The organism is Xanthomonas sp. 3498, assembly GCF_014199795.1.
Classification (GTDB): domain Bacteria; phylum Pseudomonadota; class Gammaproteobacteria; order Xanthomonadales; family Xanthomonadaceae; genus Xanthomonas_A; species Xanthomonas_A rydalmerensis.
Window position 1 is genome coordinate 970796 of the sequence record NZ_JACHOH010000002.1, and the last position, 14612, is coordinate 985407.

The 14612-nt window shown below is 69.8% G+C and carries 13 protein-coding genes and 1 tRNA gene; 8 read left to right on the forward strand and 6 right to left on the reverse strand.

What is annotated here, in order from left to right:
• Positions 1-6 precede the first annotated feature (6 nt).
• Complete coding sequence (locus GGR66_RS09275) at positions 7-333, reverse strand: YerC/YecD family TrpR-related protein (RefSeq protein WP_184448035.1); 327 nt, start codon at positions 331-333, stop codon at positions 7-9.
• A 213-nt stretch (positions 334-546) separates the two neighbouring features.
• Here GGR66_RS09275 and GGR66_RS09280 point away from each other — a divergent pair, with 213 nt between their 5' ends.
• Positions 547-1773 (forward strand): hypothetical protein, encoded by a 1227-nt coding sequence (locus GGR66_RS09280; RefSeq protein WP_255421632.1) that lies wholly within the window; start codon positions 547-549, stop codon positions 1771-1773.
• Between the two features lie 106 nt (positions 1774-1879).
• Here GGR66_RS09280 and hisS read toward each other — a convergent pair whose 3' ends face one another.
• Positions 1880-3280, reverse strand: a complete 1401-nt coding sequence (hisS, locus tag GGR66_RS09285; protein ID WP_184448036.1) for a histidine--tRNA ligase — start codon at positions 3278-3280, stop codon at positions 1880-1882.
• 111 nt (positions 3281-3391) lie between these two features.
• Here hisS and GGR66_RS09290 point away from each other — a divergent pair, with 111 nt between their 5' ends.
• Both GGR66_RS09290 and GGR66_RS09295 read left to right on the forward strand, forming a co-directional pair.
• Positions 3392-4147 (forward strand): helix-turn-helix domain-containing protein, encoded by a 756-nt coding sequence (locus tag GGR66_RS09290; RefSeq protein WP_184448037.1) that lies wholly within the window; start codon positions 3392-3394, stop codon positions 4145-4147.
• A gap of 299 nt (positions 4148-4446) precedes the next feature.
• Complete coding sequence (locus tag GGR66_RS09295) at positions 4447-4761, forward strand: hypothetical protein (RefSeq protein ID WP_160969001.1); 315 nt, start codon at positions 4447-4449, stop codon at positions 4759-4761.
• Between the two features lie 37 nt (positions 4762-4798).
• Here the strand turns inward: GGR66_RS09295 and thrC are convergent, their stop codons facing one another.
• Positions 4799-6100 (reverse strand): threonine synthase, encoded by a 1302-nt coding sequence (thrC, locus tag GGR66_RS09300; RefSeq protein ID WP_160968999.1) that lies wholly within the window; start codon positions 6098-6100, stop codon positions 4799-4801.
• On the opposite strand from thrC, the gene GGR66_RS09305 reads away from it, so the two are divergent.
• Positions 6090-6704: a hypothetical protein gene (locus GGR66_RS09305; RefSeq protein ID WP_184448038.1), complete on the forward strand. Its 615-nt coding sequence runs from the start codon at positions 6090-6092 to the stop codon at positions 6702-6704. The genes thrC and GGR66_RS09305 overlap by 11 nt on opposite strands.
• A 291-nt stretch (positions 6705-6995) precedes the next feature.
• On the opposite strand, the gene GGR66_RS09310 is transcribed toward GGR66_RS09305, so the two are convergent.
• The 3 genes from GGR66_RS09310 to GGR66_RS09320 form a co-directional block, all read right to left on the reverse strand.
• Positions 6996-7931 (reverse strand): homoserine kinase, encoded by a 936-nt coding sequence (locus GGR66_RS09310; protein ID WP_255421633.1) that lies wholly within the window; start codon positions 7929-7931, stop codon positions 6996-6998.
• 29 nt (positions 7932-7960) lie between these two features.
• Positions 7961-10405, reverse strand: coding sequence for a bifunctional aspartate kinase/homoserine dehydrogenase I (thrA, locus tag GGR66_RS09315; protein ID WP_184448039.1), 2445 nt, complete (start codon positions 10403-10405; stop codon positions 7961-7963).
• A 554-nt stretch (positions 10406-10959) separates the two neighbouring features.
• Positions 10960-11298, reverse strand: coding sequence for a hypothetical protein (locus GGR66_RS09320; RefSeq protein WP_237475396.1), 339 nt, complete (start codon positions 11296-11298; stop codon positions 10960-10962).
• 352 nt (positions 11299-11650) lie between these two features.
• On the opposite strand from GGR66_RS09320, the gene GGR66_RS09325 reads away from it, so the two are divergent.
• The 4 genes from GGR66_RS09325 to GGR66_RS09340 all read left to right on the forward strand — a co-directional run bounded on the left by GGR66_RS09325 (position 11651) and on the right by GGR66_RS09340 (position 14609).
• Positions 11651-11727: transfer RNA gene (locus tag GGR66_RS09325), tRNA-Arg, on the forward strand.
• A gap of 231 nt (positions 11728-11958) precedes the next feature.
• Positions 11959-13491, forward strand: a complete 1533-nt coding sequence (locus GGR66_RS09330) for an aldehyde dehydrogenase family protein (RefSeq protein WP_160968995.1) — start codon at positions 11959-11961, stop codon at positions 13489-13491.
• A 66-nt stretch (positions 13492-13557) separates the two neighbouring features.
• Positions 13558-13839, forward strand: coding sequence for a DUF4190 domain-containing protein (locus GGR66_RS09335; RefSeq protein ID WP_184448040.1), 282 nt, complete (start codon positions 13558-13560; stop codon positions 13837-13839).
• Positions 13836-14609, forward strand: a complete 774-nt coding sequence (locus GGR66_RS09340) for a class I SAM-dependent methyltransferase (RefSeq protein WP_184448041.1) — start codon at positions 13836-13838, stop codon at positions 14607-14609. The genes GGR66_RS09335 and GGR66_RS09340 overlap by 4 nt, the downstream gene beginning before the upstream one ends.
• Positions 14610-14612: the final 3 nt, after the last annotated feature.

Genomic DNA, 14612 nt, shown 5'->3' on the forward strand with positions numbered 1-14612 from the left:
GACATCTCAGTGGGAATCGGAGGGGCGCGCCGTCTGCCGGCGCAGCGCCGCGGCATAGCCGCCGGCGCCGTATTCCAGGGTCCGTGCGACACGGCCGATGGTGGTGACGCTGACCTGGGTCAGGTCGTGGATCTCGCGGTACGGCACGCCCTTGAGCAGCAGCGGCACCACCCGCCAGCGGTCCGCCATCGCCTCCAGCTCGGCCGGCGTGCACAGGTCCTGCAGGAACGCCGCCACTTCCTGCGGCTTGCCGAGCTGGGCCAGGGTGCGCGCCAATGCCTTGAACGATGCATCGCTGTCGCGATCTTCTGCGGGGATGGGACGTTGTTTCATTGCGCTAATGTAATAGCACGCTATTACAAGGTCAAGTTTTCGCGGGCCCTGCTGGCCTGCCGTTCATCCGTTCGGGCGTGTCCGCTGGATGCCTGGATGCCCTGCCCAGGCGCTCAGTTCCCTAAGCACTGTGGAAGATGGCGCCTTCCGCATGTGGAAGGGCCGCCCGGCGGCCGCCAGGATCGGCAACGACCACCGCCCCGGGAGCGCCGCATGCGCTGCGCATGTCTTGCCAGTCTTACGCTGTGCCTGGCGACGCAGGCACTGGCGCAGCCGCCGCCTCCGGCACTACCCGCCCAAGTGGCGGCAAGCGGCGACACCGCGGTTGCCATAGCGGGACCGCCGATCCGCTCCAGCGCCCAGCTCGAGACCTACCTGCGCGCCCACGCCGGCCAGCGCACGCCACTGGATGCGCTCACGCCCGGCGCCCGCGAACGCTTCCTCGACGGCCTGGTGTTCGGCCGCAATGGCCTGGGTGGATTCGATACACAGGACCTGCCGCAACTGACCCGCGAACAGGGTCGCGCATTGCTGGCGCTGTTCGGCGTCGAGCGTTATGCCGAAACCTTGCCGCACTGGGCGACGCAGCCGCGCGTCAGCGATCCCGCTGCCCGAATCGGCGACCTGGAGCGCCGTTACAACCGCTATCACCGGAATCTGGACGGCCTGCGCCACAGCGAGCGCGATCCGTGGCCCGCGTTGCGCAGCGCACTGCCCGAGATCTTCGATCGCGCCGCCATCGCACAGCTGGACGATACTGCGCTGGACCTGCTGTATCGGGCCGTCGTCGCCACCTACGCGCTGCGCCCCACCGCGGCAGGGCTGGACGCGCAACTGCAGGTGCTGGCGCAGTTGCGGCGCCGCGGGCAGGCCAGTGCGACGCAGGTGGATGCCGCCGGCAACGCGCTGCTGCTGGCGCATCGCGCGGAGGACGCGCGACGTGTGCTGGCCGATGGCGGCAGCGCCGACTGGCCGCGCTGGCTACGCTTCGACGACCGCCTGGGCGCGGCGGCGCAGGGCCCGACGCTGTGGTCGCTGGACACCGATGGCCGCACCCTGCGCCGGCAGCGGATCGATCTGCGGCCAACCCGGATCCTGGTCAGCGCCGGCTGCCATTTCGCGGCCGACGCCGCACGCGCCATCGCCGCCGATCCCGAGCTGGGGCCGGTGTTCCGCGACCACGCGCTGTGGCTGTCACTACCGCCCGGCAGCGAGGACATGGACGCGTTGCGCGCCTGGAACCGCGCGCAGCCACAGACGCCGCTGCACCCGCTCTACGACGTGGAGGAATGGCGGCTGCTGCCGCGCGAATGGCGCATGCCGACGTTCTTCCTGGTGCGCGACGGCAAGGTCGTCGCGCAATTGCAGGGGTGGCCGGCGGAGGATGGCGCGCAGCGCAGAGCACTGAAGGCGATACTGCAGGATGCGGGCCTGCTGTAGGAGCGGCTTCAGCCGCGACAGGCGTTCCCGGTGATACGTCGCGGCTGAAGCCGCTCCTACGAAATCCTTTACGGCGCGGCGGCCGTCTCCGGCCGCCGCGACCGACTCAGGCCATGACCTTGGCCTGCTCCAGTTCCACCAACAACGTGCTGGCCAGTTCGTCGCGGGCGATCTCGAACTGCTGCTCGCGCAGCAGGTCCTTGACCGCGACCACGCCGCGCGCCAGCTCGTCGTCGCCGGCCAGCACCACGAAGCGGATGCCGGCACGGGCCGCGTACTGGAACTGCTTGCCGATCTTCTTCGGCTCCATCTGCACTTCGGTGTTGATGCCGCCGACGCGCAGCCGCCGCGCGATGTCCAGCGCGTCGTCCAGCTTGGTCTCGTCCATCAGCGCCACCATCGCCTGCACGCTGCTGGAGGCGATGCCGTCGATCAACCCGGCCTCGCGCAGTTGCCAGAACAGCCGGGTCAGGCCGATGGAGATCCCCACGCCGGGCAGCTTGGACTTGCTGTAGTGGCTGGCCAGGTCCTCGTAGCGGCCGCCCGAGCAGATCGAGCCGATCTGCGGGTAGTCGGTCAGCAGCGTCTCGTAGACGGTACCGGTGTAGTAGTCCAGGCCGCGGGCGATGGAGAAATTCAGGCAGTACGCGGTTTCCGGCACGCCGAGCGCCTTGACCAGGGCCAGCACCTCGCGCAGCTCGGCCACGCCCTCGCGCAGGATCGTGCTGGACGCCGCATCGGCCTCCAGTGCCTGCAGCCGTGCCAGCGCATCGTCATGGCCGCTGGAGCGCACCGCGACGAAGTCGAGGATGCGCTGCACCTGCTCGGCAGGAATGCCGAAGCCCTCGCCGGCCAGCGTCTCGCGCACGTAGTCGGCGCCGCGCTTGTCCAGCTTGTCGACCTCGCGCAGCACCGCGAGCTGGCGCTCGCCCTCGGCCACGCCCAGGCTCTCGAAGAAGCCGCGCATCAGCTTGCGGTTGTTCAACTGCACGGCGAAATCGCCAATGCCCAGTTCGGCGAACACCGCGTGGATCACCGCCAGCACCTCGGCGTCGTAGCGGATGCTCAGCGCGTCCTTGCCGATCACGTCGATGTCGCACTGGTAGAACTCGCGGAAGCGGCCGCGCTGAGCGCGTTCGCCGCGGTACACGCGCTGCATCTGGTAGCGGCGGAACGGGAAGCTCAACTCGTGCTCGTGCTCGGCCACGTAGCGGGCCAGCGGCACGGTCAGGTCGAAGCGCAACGCCAGCTCAGGCAGCCCGCCCTCGCCGCCCTCGGCCGCGGCATTGGCCAGCGCACCGGTGGACTGCACGAAGTACACCTGGCGCTCGGTCTCGCCGCCGGACTTGGTCAGCAGCACGTCGGACAGCTCGAACACCGGCGTCTCCACCGGCAGGAACCCGAACCGCTCGTAATTGCGGCGGATGACGTCCAGCATGCGCTGAAACGCGATCTGCTCGCGTGGCAGCAATTCCATGATGCCGGGCGGCGTACGGGGCTTGATCACGTGCGGAACTCCTGCGATTCGGGGGCGAGCGGGACGCCAATTCTAGCCGCACCGGCCACGCCCGGCCGCATCGGCGTATCATTCCCTGGTGACGACGCCGCTGCCACGCCCATGAACCGGCCTCCTTCCGGATTCGCCCTGCCCTACGCCGAACCGGCCGCCGCGCGTGCGCCGCACGGCAACGAGTGCCTGCATTGCGCGGTCCGCCACCTGGCGATCTGCTCGGCGCTGGCCTGCGACGAGGTGCAGGCGCTGGAACGGGTCACCACGTCGCTGACCTATCCCACCGGCGCCACCATCGCGCGCACCGGCGAGGCGCGGCAGGCCGTCTATACCGTCACCGCCGGCGCGCTGCGCCTGGTCCGCACCCTCGCCGACGGGCGCCGCCAGGTCGCCGGTTTCGTCCTACCGGGCGACTACGTCGGCCTGAGCGAATCGGCCAGGCACCGCCACGACATCGAAGCGATCGCCGACAGCCGGGTGTGCCGGGTGTCGGTGGCGCAGATGCAGCAGTTGCGTACCCAGTTCCCGCACCTGGAGCGCAAGCTGCTGCAGCGCGCCTGTCTGGAACTGGACGCGGCGCAGGACGCGGCGCTGTCGCTGGCGCGGCTGCAGCCGGCCGAGAAGCTGGCCGACTTCCTGCTCAAGCTGGCCGCGCGCGCGGCGCGCCAAGGCGATGCCGGCAACAAGGTGGTGCTGCCGATGGGCCGCGGCGACATCGCCGACCATCTCGGCCTGACCATGGAAACGGTCAGCCGCACCTTCACCAAGCTGCGTCAGCAGGACCTGATCGCGCTGCCGCAACTGCACGTGGTGGAGATCCGCGACTTCGCCGCGCTGCACCGGCTGGCCTCGGACGAAGCCTGAGCCGGATCGCTGCGGCGATTTTTTCGCCACGTCGCGCCAGGCGCTGACGCCACGCGGCGCCCGGCCACTTATCCACAGGATTCCAGGGCAACGTTCCACACTGCGTGTGGACAACCTCGCCGCGCCGGCTGGCCGGCAACGGATGGCCTGTGCGGTGGCGGGCAACCCCAACGCCACGCCACCCCTGAACGCTTCAGCTGGTCTTCGCCGCATCGCGGCCCGACCGGCATAGACTGCGCGCGCAACACACCTGCGGCGTCGCCGCGGTGCCGGTGGGGGGGACCACTCGGAGGGCCAACATGGCCGTCGCCATCGAGATGCAACACGCCTCGCGCGCCTGCGTGATGCTGGACCGCGAGCGCGAACTGGCGTTCTGGAAGATGCACTTCGTGCACAGCACCTTCCATCAGCCCGGTTACACCTTCCATGACTACGAGCCGGCACTGAAGCTGGCCTACGACGCCTACCTCAAGTACCACGGCCAGCGGGTGGAGGACGTGGTCGCGCAACTGCGCGACGTGTTCCTGCGCGACCACCCGCGCTCGCGCCTGGACTGGCTGCAGGTTCGCGGCATTGTCCTGGCCGCCTGGCAGCGGCTGCAGCCGTCCGACTGAGCCGCCAGGCGCGCGGGCGCCACCGCCCGCGCAGTGCTCAACCGGCGAGCAGGCGCGCGCGCAAGGCCGCGTAGTCCGGCGCGATCGGCTCGGCCTGTGCCGGCCGCTGCAGCAGCGCCGCCAATGCCGGCGGCACCGGCACCGGCTGCCCGATCAACGGCTCCACCACGCCTTCGAACTTGGCCGGATGCGCGGTGGCCGCCACCGCCCAGTCGCCGGCATCGGCTTCCGCACCCTCGGCGCGCAGTTGCTGCAGCACGTGCAGCGCGGTGGCGGTATGCGGGCAATGCACCTCGCCATAGCGGCGGAAACGCTCGCCGATGGTCTGGCGGATCTGCGCATCGTCCACCGAGTACGCCTGGAACTGGGTGCGCAAGGTGGCGTCGTCGCCCTGGTACAGCCAGCGCAGGCGCTCGACGTTGCTCGGTGCGCCCACGTCCATGGCATTGGCCACGGTCGCCACGCTGGGCTGCGGCGTGTAGTCGGCGCCGGCGAAGAAGTCCGGCAGCACGCGGTTGGCGTTGGTGGCCAGCACGATCCGGCCCAGCGGCACGCCGAGCGCACGCGCCAGGATCGCCGCCAGCGCATTGCCGAGATTGCCGGTGGGCACCACCAGGTTCAGCGGTTGCGCATGCGCGGCGTGGTGCTGCAGCGCTGCGTGCGCGTAGTAGCTCATCTGCGGCAGCAAGCGCCCCAGGCTGATGCTGTTGGCCGAACTCAACGGCGCCTGCGCCTGCAGGTCGGCATCGTTCAGCGCCTGCTTGACCAGGGCCTGGCAGTCATCGAAGGTGCCGGCTACGCGCAGCGCCTGGATGTTGTCGCCGAAGCAGCCGAGTTGGTGCGCCTGGCGCGGCGACACGCGCCCGTCCGGATACAGCACCACCACGCGCAGCCCGGGCTGGCGATGGAACGCGGCCGCGACCGCGGCGCCGGTGTCGCCGGAGGTGGCGACGAGGATGGTCAGCGGTGTCGCCGCCCCCCGCCGCAGCCGGGTCAGGCAGGCGGCCAGGAAGCGCGCGCCGAAATCCTTGAAGGCGGCGGTCGGGCCATGGAACAGCTCCAATGCATGGTCGCCGGGCGTGGCCAGCGGCTGCAGCGGCGCATCGAAGTCGAAGGCCTCGGCGCAGATGGCCGGCAGTTCCGTGGCCAGGGCGTCGCCGTCGAAGAACGGCGCCAGCAGGTCCGCGGCGGTCTCGGCGAGGCTGGCGCCGGCGCGCAGGTCGCGGGCGGCGGGCATGCGCTCGGGCACGTACAGGCCGCCATCGGGGGCGAGGCCGGCGGCGATGGCCTGGCTGAGTGAGACGGGGGGTGCGGCGTTACGGGTGGAGATGAAGTTCATGGTGGTTCCGGTGGCAGGGGAATTTCGGTCGCACTGTCGTTCTTTGCTGTTGCTGTTGCTGTTGCTTTGGCTGTTGCTGTTGCTGTTGCTTTGGCTGTTGCTTTGGCTGTTGCTCTGGCTTTGGCAGTTGCTGTTCTGCTTCACCCGGGGCCCCCTCGGCGCGGCAGCCACGGCGGGCGAATACCCGAAGGGCGACGCGCAGGATGCGCGTCGTTTTTCGCCGGCACATGGATGTGCCGTCGAAAAATGCCTGCCGTGGCTGCGGACCCGGAGCGCGAAGCGCGGAGGGCGCGCTGCGGGGTGTGCTTTCTTTTGGTTACTTTTCTTTGCACAAGCAAAGAAAAGTGACTCGCCGCCAGGCGAAAGCTTTTGCTGTTGTTGTTGCTTTAAGACCCATGTAGGAGCGGTTTCAGCCGCGACAGGCGCTTCGCCCATCGCCCAGGTCGCGGCTGAAGCCGCTCCTACAAGCTCCGCTCGTCCGCCACACGCAAAAATCAAGCAACAGCAACAGCTTTCGCCCTTGCGGGCGAGTTACTTTTCTTTGCTCGCGCAAAGAAAAGGTAACCAAAAGAAAGCGCGCCCTGCCTCGCGCCCTCCGCGCTAACGCGCTCCGGGTCCGCGTCCATCACGGGGATTCGCGGAAGGGGCATCCTGCCCCTGCCGCGAACGGCGCACGTCCCTGTGCGCCGCCCTTCGGGTTTTTCCCCGCGATGGCCGCCGCTTCGGAAGGGAACCCGGTACGGCAACAGCAACAACAAGAGCAAGAGCAATAACCAGAGCAACAGCAACGGCTACTGCGACAGCAAAAGCAAAAGCAAAATCGGCAACAGCAACAATATCGGCAGCGGCAGTAGCGGCAGCAACAAAGGCGTCAACGCGCCGCGCCAACGCTCGGCTACAGCAACGTCGCGCCCGGACACTGCAGCGGCGACACCCAATGCTGGCTGCCGAAGCCGGCATCCGCGAAAGCAGCCTGGACCGCCGGCGCCGCGGCCTCGGCCTCGGCGCGGGTGGCGAACCAGGCGAAGACGCTCGGGCCGGCACCGGAAATGCCCGCGCCCATCGCGCCTGCCGCCAGCGCCGCCGCCTTGGCCGCGTCGAAACCGACGATCAGCGGCGCGCGCCGCGGCTCGATCAACACGTCGCGCAGGCCGGCACGCACCAGAGACTCGTCGCCGGCATGACAACCCGTCAGCACCAAGGCCAGGTTCGCGCTCTGCGCCACGAATTCGCCAAGCCGGTATTCGCCGGCCAGCGCCGCGCGCGCGTGGCGGGTCTCCAGCGTCGCGTCCGGATGCACCAGCAGGCTGTGCCAGTGTTTGGGTACCGACACCGGCACCATCCGCTCCAAGGTAGACAGCACCAGCCCGCCGAGCAACATCGGGCCGAGGTTGTCGCCATGGCGACTGCCACTGGCCACCGCCTCGCCGTCCAGCGCATAGCGATACAACTGATCGCGCGACAGCGGCGCCTCGAGCAAGGCATTGGCCGCCACCAGTGCAGCCACGCACGAGGCGGCCGAGCCGCCCATGCCGGAGCTGAGCGGGATGCCCTTGTCGATCTCCAGTTCGAAACCAAATGGCAGCGCCAACGCCTCGCTCAGCGACATCAGGGCCGCACCGGCGGTGTTGCGTGCGGGCTCCAGCGGCAAGGCGACCGTGGTGCCGCGGATCGCGGTGATGCGGACCTCGGGCGCATCGATGCGGCGCACCGTCACCGTGTCGCCGACGCCTTCCACCGCGTAGCCGAGCAGGTCGAAGCCCACCGCCACGTTGGCCACCGAGGCCGGCGCGAACGCGCGCGCCTGCGCCGGCAGCGCGGCCGTACCCATGGCGCTTGTCGGCAGCGTCTGCATCCGGCTCACAGCCGCGCGCCCTCGCCCGCCGCCACCCGCAGCAGGTCGGCGAACACGCCGGCGGCGGTCACTTCCGGGCCGGCGCCCGGCCCCTGCACCACCAGCGGATTGGCGCAGTAGCGACGGGTGGTGAACTGCACCACGTTGTCGGTCAGGCGCAGGTTGGCGAAGGCATGGTCGGCCGGCAGCTCCACAAGGCCCACGCTGGGCGCATGGCCCGGCGCCAGCCGCGCCACGTAGCGCAGCACGCAGCCGCGCGCCTTGGCCGCCTGCAGGCGCTGGGCGAAGGCGGCATCGACCTCGTGCAGGCGCGCCATGAAATCGTTCACGCTGGCCTGGCGCAGCGCTTCCGGCACCAGGCTCTCCACCGCCACGTCCTCCAGACTCAGTTCGTGCCCGGCCTCGCGCGCCAGGATCACCAGCTTGCGCGCCACGTCGGTGCCGGACAGGTCGTCGCGCGGATCCGGTTCGGTGTAGCCCATGCCGCGCGCCTCGGCCACCAGTTGCGCGAACGGCACGCTGCCGTCGTATTTGTTGAACAGCCAGGCCAGGGTGCCGGAGAAGATGCCTTCGATGGCGGTGACGGCATCGCCGGTATCGACCAGGTCGCGCAAGGTGGTGATCACCGGCAGCCCGGCACCGACCGTGGCCTCGTAGCGGAAGCGCGCGCCGCTGGCGGCGGCCGCGGCGCGGATGGCGTGGAAGCGCGGCAGCGGACCGGCGCCGGCCTGTTTGTTCGGGGTCACCACGTGGATGCCGGCCGCCAGCCAGCCGGCGTAGCGGTCGGCGACGTCGGCACTGCCGCTGCAGTCGATGATCACCGCATGCGGCAGATGCGCCGACAGCAGGTGTGCGGTGAACGCGTCCAGATCCGTCGGCTGCTGACCGGCGGCCAACGCCTGCCGCCAGTCGCCGGCGAAGGCACGCGGCTCCAGCCGCATGGTGCTGCGCGAGGCGATGGCGCGCAGGCGCAGGTCGAGGTTGGCCTTGGCCAGCAGTTGCGGCTGCGCGGCACGCAATTGGTCCAGCAGCGCCGCGCCGACGTTGCCCGGCCCGATCACGCCGACCGAGAAGGTCTGCGGCGACAGCCAGAAGCCGGCATGCGCGGCGCGCAGCGCCTTGGTCGCGTGTGCGCTGTCGATGGCCACCGAGATGTTGCGCTCGGACGAGCCCTGCGCGATCGCCAGGATGTTGACCTGGGCGCGGCCCAGCGACTCGAACAGGCGCGCGGCCACGCCGGGCTGCCCGGCCATGCCGTCGCCGACCGCGGCCAGCACGCTGATGCCGGTGGTCAGCTGCACGCGCTGCACCTGGCCCACCACCAGTTCGTGGGCGAAGGCCGAGAGCAGCGCGTCGCGGGCGCGCTCGGACTCGTTCTGCCGCACCACGCAGCAGATGGAATGTTCGGACGAGCCTTGCGAGATCATCACCACCGACACGCGCGCGTTGCGCAGCGCGGCGAACACGCGCTCGGCAGTGCCGGGCACGCCGATCAGTCCGGTGCCTTCGAGGTTGAGCACGGCCAGGTCCGGGCTCAGGGTCAGCCCCTTGATCGGGCCGCTGGTGGCGCTGCTGGCGGTGATGCGGGTGCCCGGATGCTCGGGCTGGAAGGTGTTGCGGATGATGATCGGCAGGCCGCGCTCGATCGCCGGCGACATCGTCTGCGGGTGCACCACCTTGGCGCCGAAATAGGCCAGTTCGCAGGCTTCGTCGTAGCTGAGCGTCTCCAGCTGCACCGCTTCGGGCACCACCCGCGGGTCGGCCGAGAGCACGCCGTCGACGTCGGTCCAGATGTGCAGTTCGGCGGCGTCGAACAGCGCGGCGAAGATCGCGCCGGAATAGTCGCTGCCGTTGCGGCCGAGGGTGGTGATGCGGCCGGCGCGGTCGCGGGCGACGAAGCCGGTGACCACGATGCGCTGCTGCGGGTGCTGCGCACGCCACTGCGCCAACCGCTGCGCGCTGGCGGCCCAGTCCACATCCACACCCAGTTCGCCACGATCGACCACCAGCACCTCGCGCGCATCGAGCACGGCGCAGTCCTCGCCCAGCGCCCGCAGATGGTCGCCCAGCAATTGCGCCGAATACACCTCGCCTAGCCCCTGCACGCGGTCCAGCACTTCCCGCGGCAACTCGCCGATCACCGCCAGCGCAGCGAGGATTTCGGCCAGGTGCTCGAAGCGCGCGTCCAGCCATTCCACCGTGGCGCCGGCATGTTCGCCGAGCAAGGCCACCGCCGCGGCGCGATGACGGGCGCGGGTCTCGTGCCAGCGCTCGCGCCAGTCGCCGTGGCCGTGCGCGGCCAGCTCGGCCAGGCCGATCAAGGCATCGGTGATGCCCTTCATCGCCGAGACCACGGTGACCTGGAGGCGTTCCGGGCGCGCCAGCAGCAGTTGCGCCACATGGCGATAGCGTTCGGCGTCGGCCACCGAGGTGCCGCCGAACTTGTGCACGACGGTGGCGGCGGCGAGCGCGGGATCTACGGGGGAATCAGGCGAAGCGGCGACAGCGGGAGCGACGGCGGGCGACATGGGAGACCTCGGAGTGGAGGCCCCGCTCGCATCAGGCCGAGGGAGTCCCCCGCATCCTGATCCGGGTGCGGGGCCGTGGTGTTCGACAATCAGGCGAAGACGACGGACCGCACCGGGCGAATGGTGAGGGTGGTAATACCGGTGGTAATGCCCGCGGCAACGGCGGCCGCGTGCCGAAGCGAACGCGGAAGCGAGATGGCGGTGAGGGCGAGAACCTGAGGCATGAACGCAAGAGGACATCATGCGTCGGGGTGCTGTCAAGCGCCGTGTGTGCACCTGCAGCATCGACCTGCAGCATCGACCTGCTGGTCGAACGAGACGGTTGCAAAAGTGACTATCGCCAAACGCTGACAAACCCGGCGTTGCGCCGGCTTGCGATACTTGCCCCTGCACGAAAAAACGCCGCGCGCGACGTAGACCAAAAGACTCCGCGACCAAGCGCGCGACGCTTGTGGCGCCGCGCGCTTGCGCAAGCCTTACTGCTGCTTCTGGTCGGCCGGCGGCGTCTGCGTCGGCTGCTGCGGATCCGGATTGGCCGGGTCCTGTGGGGTGGTCGGCGAGGTCGGCGACGTGCCCTGCGACGCGTCCTGGCCCTGCATGGTGCCCTGCCCGGTGTCGGTCCCGGTCGCGGTGCCGCTGGCGTCGCCGCTGGTGCTGCCTGCCGGCGCGGTGCTGCCGCCTGCCGGGCTGCCGTCGGCCGCTGCCGGCGGATTGGCCGCGTTGGGGTCGGTGGCCGGGTGGTCGCCATCGCGCTTGCACGCTGCCAGGGCGGCCAGCATCGAACCGACCAGGACCATCTTCATTGCTGTCTTCATGAGTCACTCCTGCTTCGCATAGGTGGGGAAGTCGCCGCGTGCTCGCCGGAACCTCCGGCGGTCACGCCATGGCGACCAGGACCGCCGATGCGCGGCGGCGATCGTCTCGCCGCGGTAGCGCGAACGGGACGCTTGTAGCGGACGCGGCGGATGCGATTCCGTCATCGTCGTTCGTCGCCGCTGCAGACAGCGCGGAATCGCAGCGCGACTGGCCGCGCAGCCGCAGTGGCCGACGTACCCAGCCTACCCAGGGCGATGCTCAGGCCGCGTCGGCACAAGGTGTAGACGACGTTATTGCAAACCGGGGCGACAACGCGCGATTCAGCGTCGTAGAATCCCCCGGCAGGCCAATGGCCCCGTAGCTCAGCTGGATAGAGCGGTCCCCTCCTAAGGGACAGGTCGTGCGTTCGAATCGCGCCGGGGTCACCATTTCGTTCATGCCGGCTGTGACCGCCATGGCGCCATCGGCCTTCTCCTCGCTTGCCGATGCAAGCCCCGCAGTCGCCGCGCGGCGCGATACCTGTGCGTTTTTGCGCTCGCCAGCCGCTCCAGGCCGGCGACGGCGGCCGGCTGCGTCCGGTCTGCTAAAATTGCCGGCTGCGCGTCCCGCGTCCCCCGCCTGCGGTCGCCTTCCCTGTCGCAACGAACCCAGGAGATTCCATGTCCGCTGACCTGCTCAAGGCGCTCGGCCTCGCCGCCACCAACTCCGGCACCTATCTCGGCAACGGCGAGTGGTCCAGCGCCACCGGCGCCGGCGTGCTGCAGCCGCTCAATCCGTCGAACAACGACGTCATCGCCGACGTCCAGGCCACCACCGAGCAGGACTACGAAACGGTGATCGCCCGCGCCCAGGCCGCGTTCAAGGTCTGGCGCACCACCCCGGCGCCGCGCCGCGGCGAGGCGGTGCGGTTGTGCGGCGAAGCGCTGCGCAAGCACAAGGACGCGCTGGGTTCGCTGGTCGCGCTGGAAATGGGCAAGAGCAAGCCGGAAGGCGACGGCGAAGTGCAGGAGATGATCGACATCGCCGATTTCGCGGTCGGCCAGAGCCGCATGCTGTACGGCTACACCCTGCATTCGGAGCGCCCCGGCCACCGCATGTACGAGCAGTACCAGCCGCTGGGCCTGGTCGGCATCATCAGCGCGTTCAACTTCCCGGTCGCGGTGTGGAGCTGGAATGCGTTCCTGGCGGCGATCTGCGGCGACATCTGCATCTGGAAGCCGTCCAACAAGACCCCGCTGACCGCGATCGCGTCGATGAAGATCTGCAACGACGCGCTGCGCGACGCCGGCTTCCCGGACATCTTCTTCCTGATCAACGACGCCGGCGTGGCCCTGTCCGAGCGCCTGGTCGAGGACACCCGCATCCCGCTGATCAGCTTCACCGGCTCCACCCAGGTCGGCCGTGTCGTCGCCGAGAAGTGCGCGCGCCGCCTGGGCCGCTGCCTGCTGGAGCTGGGCGGCAACAACGCGATCATTCTCGACGAGAGCGCCGACCTGAAGCTGGCGGTGCCCGGCATCGTGTTCGGCGCGGTCGGCACCGCCGGCCAGCGCTGCACCACCACGCGCCGGCTGATCGTGCACGAATCGATCTACGACAACGTGCTGGCGACGCTGGTCAAGGCCTACAAGCAGGTCGAAGGCAAGATCGGCGATCCCACCGACCCGGCCAACCTGATGGGCCCGCTGAACAGCCGCGGCGCGGTCGAGCAGTTCCTGGACTCGATCGCCAAGGCCAAGGCCGCCGGCGGCACCGTCGAGACCGGTGGCACCGCGATAGACCGTCCGGGCAACTTCGTGCTGCCGGCCATCGTCACCGGCCTGAAGAACAGCGACGAGGTCGTCCAGCACGAGACCTTCGCGCCGATCCTGTACGTGATGAAGTACAGCACACTGGACGAGGCCATCGACATGCAGAACGGCGTGCCGCAGGGCCTGTCCTCGTCGATCTTCACCCAGAACCTGAAGGCGGCGGAGAAGTTCCTGTCCGCGGCCGGTAGCGACTGCGGCATCGCCAACGTCAACATCGGCACCTCCGGCGCCGAGATCGGCGGCGCCTTCGGTGGCGAGAAGGACACCGGCGGCGGCCGCGAGTCCGGCTCGGATGCGTGGAAGGTGTACATGCGCCGGCAGACCAACACGATCAACTACTCCGACTCGCTGCCGCTGGCGCAGGGCATCAAGTTCGATCTGTGACGCGGTGAGCGCGGCGGTCGCACCCTGCGGCCGCCGCCCCCTTTCCTTCTGCAAGGAGCGACAGCGATGAGTCAGGTGCGCGAAACCAATTCCCTGGCGGTGGTCAGCCTGGTCGCCGGGATCCTCGGCTGGACCCTGATGCCGGTGCTGGGCAGCCTCGGCGCGATCATCACCGGGCACTTGGCCCGCGCGGAGATCCGCCGCCAGCCGCAGCGCTTCCAGGGCGATGGCCTGGCGGTCGGCGGACTGATCCTGGGCTGGACCGCGGTGGTGCTGGCGGTCCTGGCGGTCCTGGCCTTCGTGCTGTTCTTCGGGGGGCTGGCGTGGTTCGCCAGCACCCAGTCGTGAGCCGGGACGCCGCCGCGCCACGCGAGCGCTTCAGCGACCGCGTCGCCGACTACGTGCGCTACCGCCCCAGCTATCCGCCGGCCCTGCTCGACTGGGTGCACGGCGAGCTGGGCGTGGCGCGCGACGCGCTGGTCGCCGACATCGGCGCCGGCACCGGGATCTCCACGCGCCTGTTCCTGCAGGCCGGGCACCCGACCCTGGCGGTGGAGCCGAACGCGGCGATGCGCGAGGCCGCGGTGGCGCTGCTGCGCGACCTGCCGGGCTTCCGCGCCATCGACGGCAGCGCCGAGGCCACCACCCTGGCCGACGCCAGCGTCGATGTGATCAGCGCCGCCCAGGCCTTCCACTGGTTCGACCTGGAGGCGGTGCGCCGCGAATGGGCGCGGGTGCTGCGTCCCGGTGGCCTGGCGCTGGTGTACTGGAATTCGCGCCTGCTCGACGCCACGCCGTTCCTGGAGGGCTACGAGCAGTTGCTGCTGGAATACGGCACCGACTACAGCGCGGTGGCCGAGCGCTACCACGACGATGCCACCATGCAGCGCTGGTTCGGCGACGGCCTGCGCGGCACCGCGCAGTTCCCCAACGAGCAACGCATGGATTTCGAGGCGCTGCGCGGACGCCTGCTGTCGTCCTCCTACGTGCCGCTGCCCGGCCACCCGCGCCACGCGCCGATGCTGGAGGCGCTGCGCGCATTGTTCGACCGGCACCAGCGCGACGGCGTCGTCGCGTTCCATTACCGCACCCGCGCCTTCGCCGGGACGCTGAACTGAGCC

Bases quoted from the DNA above. Each gene is read 5' to 3' on its own strand.
- thrC (WP_160968999.1), bottom strand. From the start codon at position 6,100: ATGAACTTCATCTCCACCCGTAACGCCGCACCCCCCGTCTCACTCAGC.
- GGR66_RS09275 (WP_184448035.1), bottom strand. From the start codon at position 333: ATGAAACAACGTCCCATCCCCGCAGAAGATCGCGACAGCGATGCATCG.
- GGR66_RS09295 (WP_160969001.1), top strand. From the start codon at position 4,447: ATGGCCGTCGCCATCGAGATGCAACACGCCTCGCGCGCCTGCGTGATG.
- GGR66_RS09305 (WP_184448038.1), top strand. From the start codon at position 6,090: ATGAAGTTCATGGTGGTTCCGGTGGCAGGGGAATTTCGGTCGCACTGT.
- GGR66_RS09335 (WP_184448040.1), top strand. From the start codon at position 13,558: ATGAGTCAGGTGCGCGAAACCAATTCCCTGGCGGTGGTCAGCCTGGTC.
- GGR66_RS09330 (WP_160968995.1), top strand. From the start codon at position 11,959: ATGTCCGCTGACCTGCTCAAGGCGCTCGGCCTCGCCGCCACCAACTCC.
- GGR66_RS09310 (WP_255421633.1), bottom strand. From the start codon at position 7,931: ATGGGTACGGCCGCGCTGCCGGCGCAGGCGCGCGCGTTCGCGCCGGCC.
- GGR66_RS09290 (WP_184448037.1), top strand. From the start codon at position 3,392: ATGAACCGGCCTCCTTCCGGATTCGCCCTGCCCTACGCCGAACCGGCC.
- GGR66_RS09320 (WP_237475396.1), bottom strand. From the start codon at position 11,298: ATGAAGACAGCAATGAAGATGGTCCTGGTCGGTTCGATGCTGGCCGCC.
- GGR66_RS09280 (WP_255421632.1), top strand. From the start codon at position 547: ATGCGCTGCGCATGTCTTGCCAGTCTTACGCTGTGCCTGGCGACGCAG.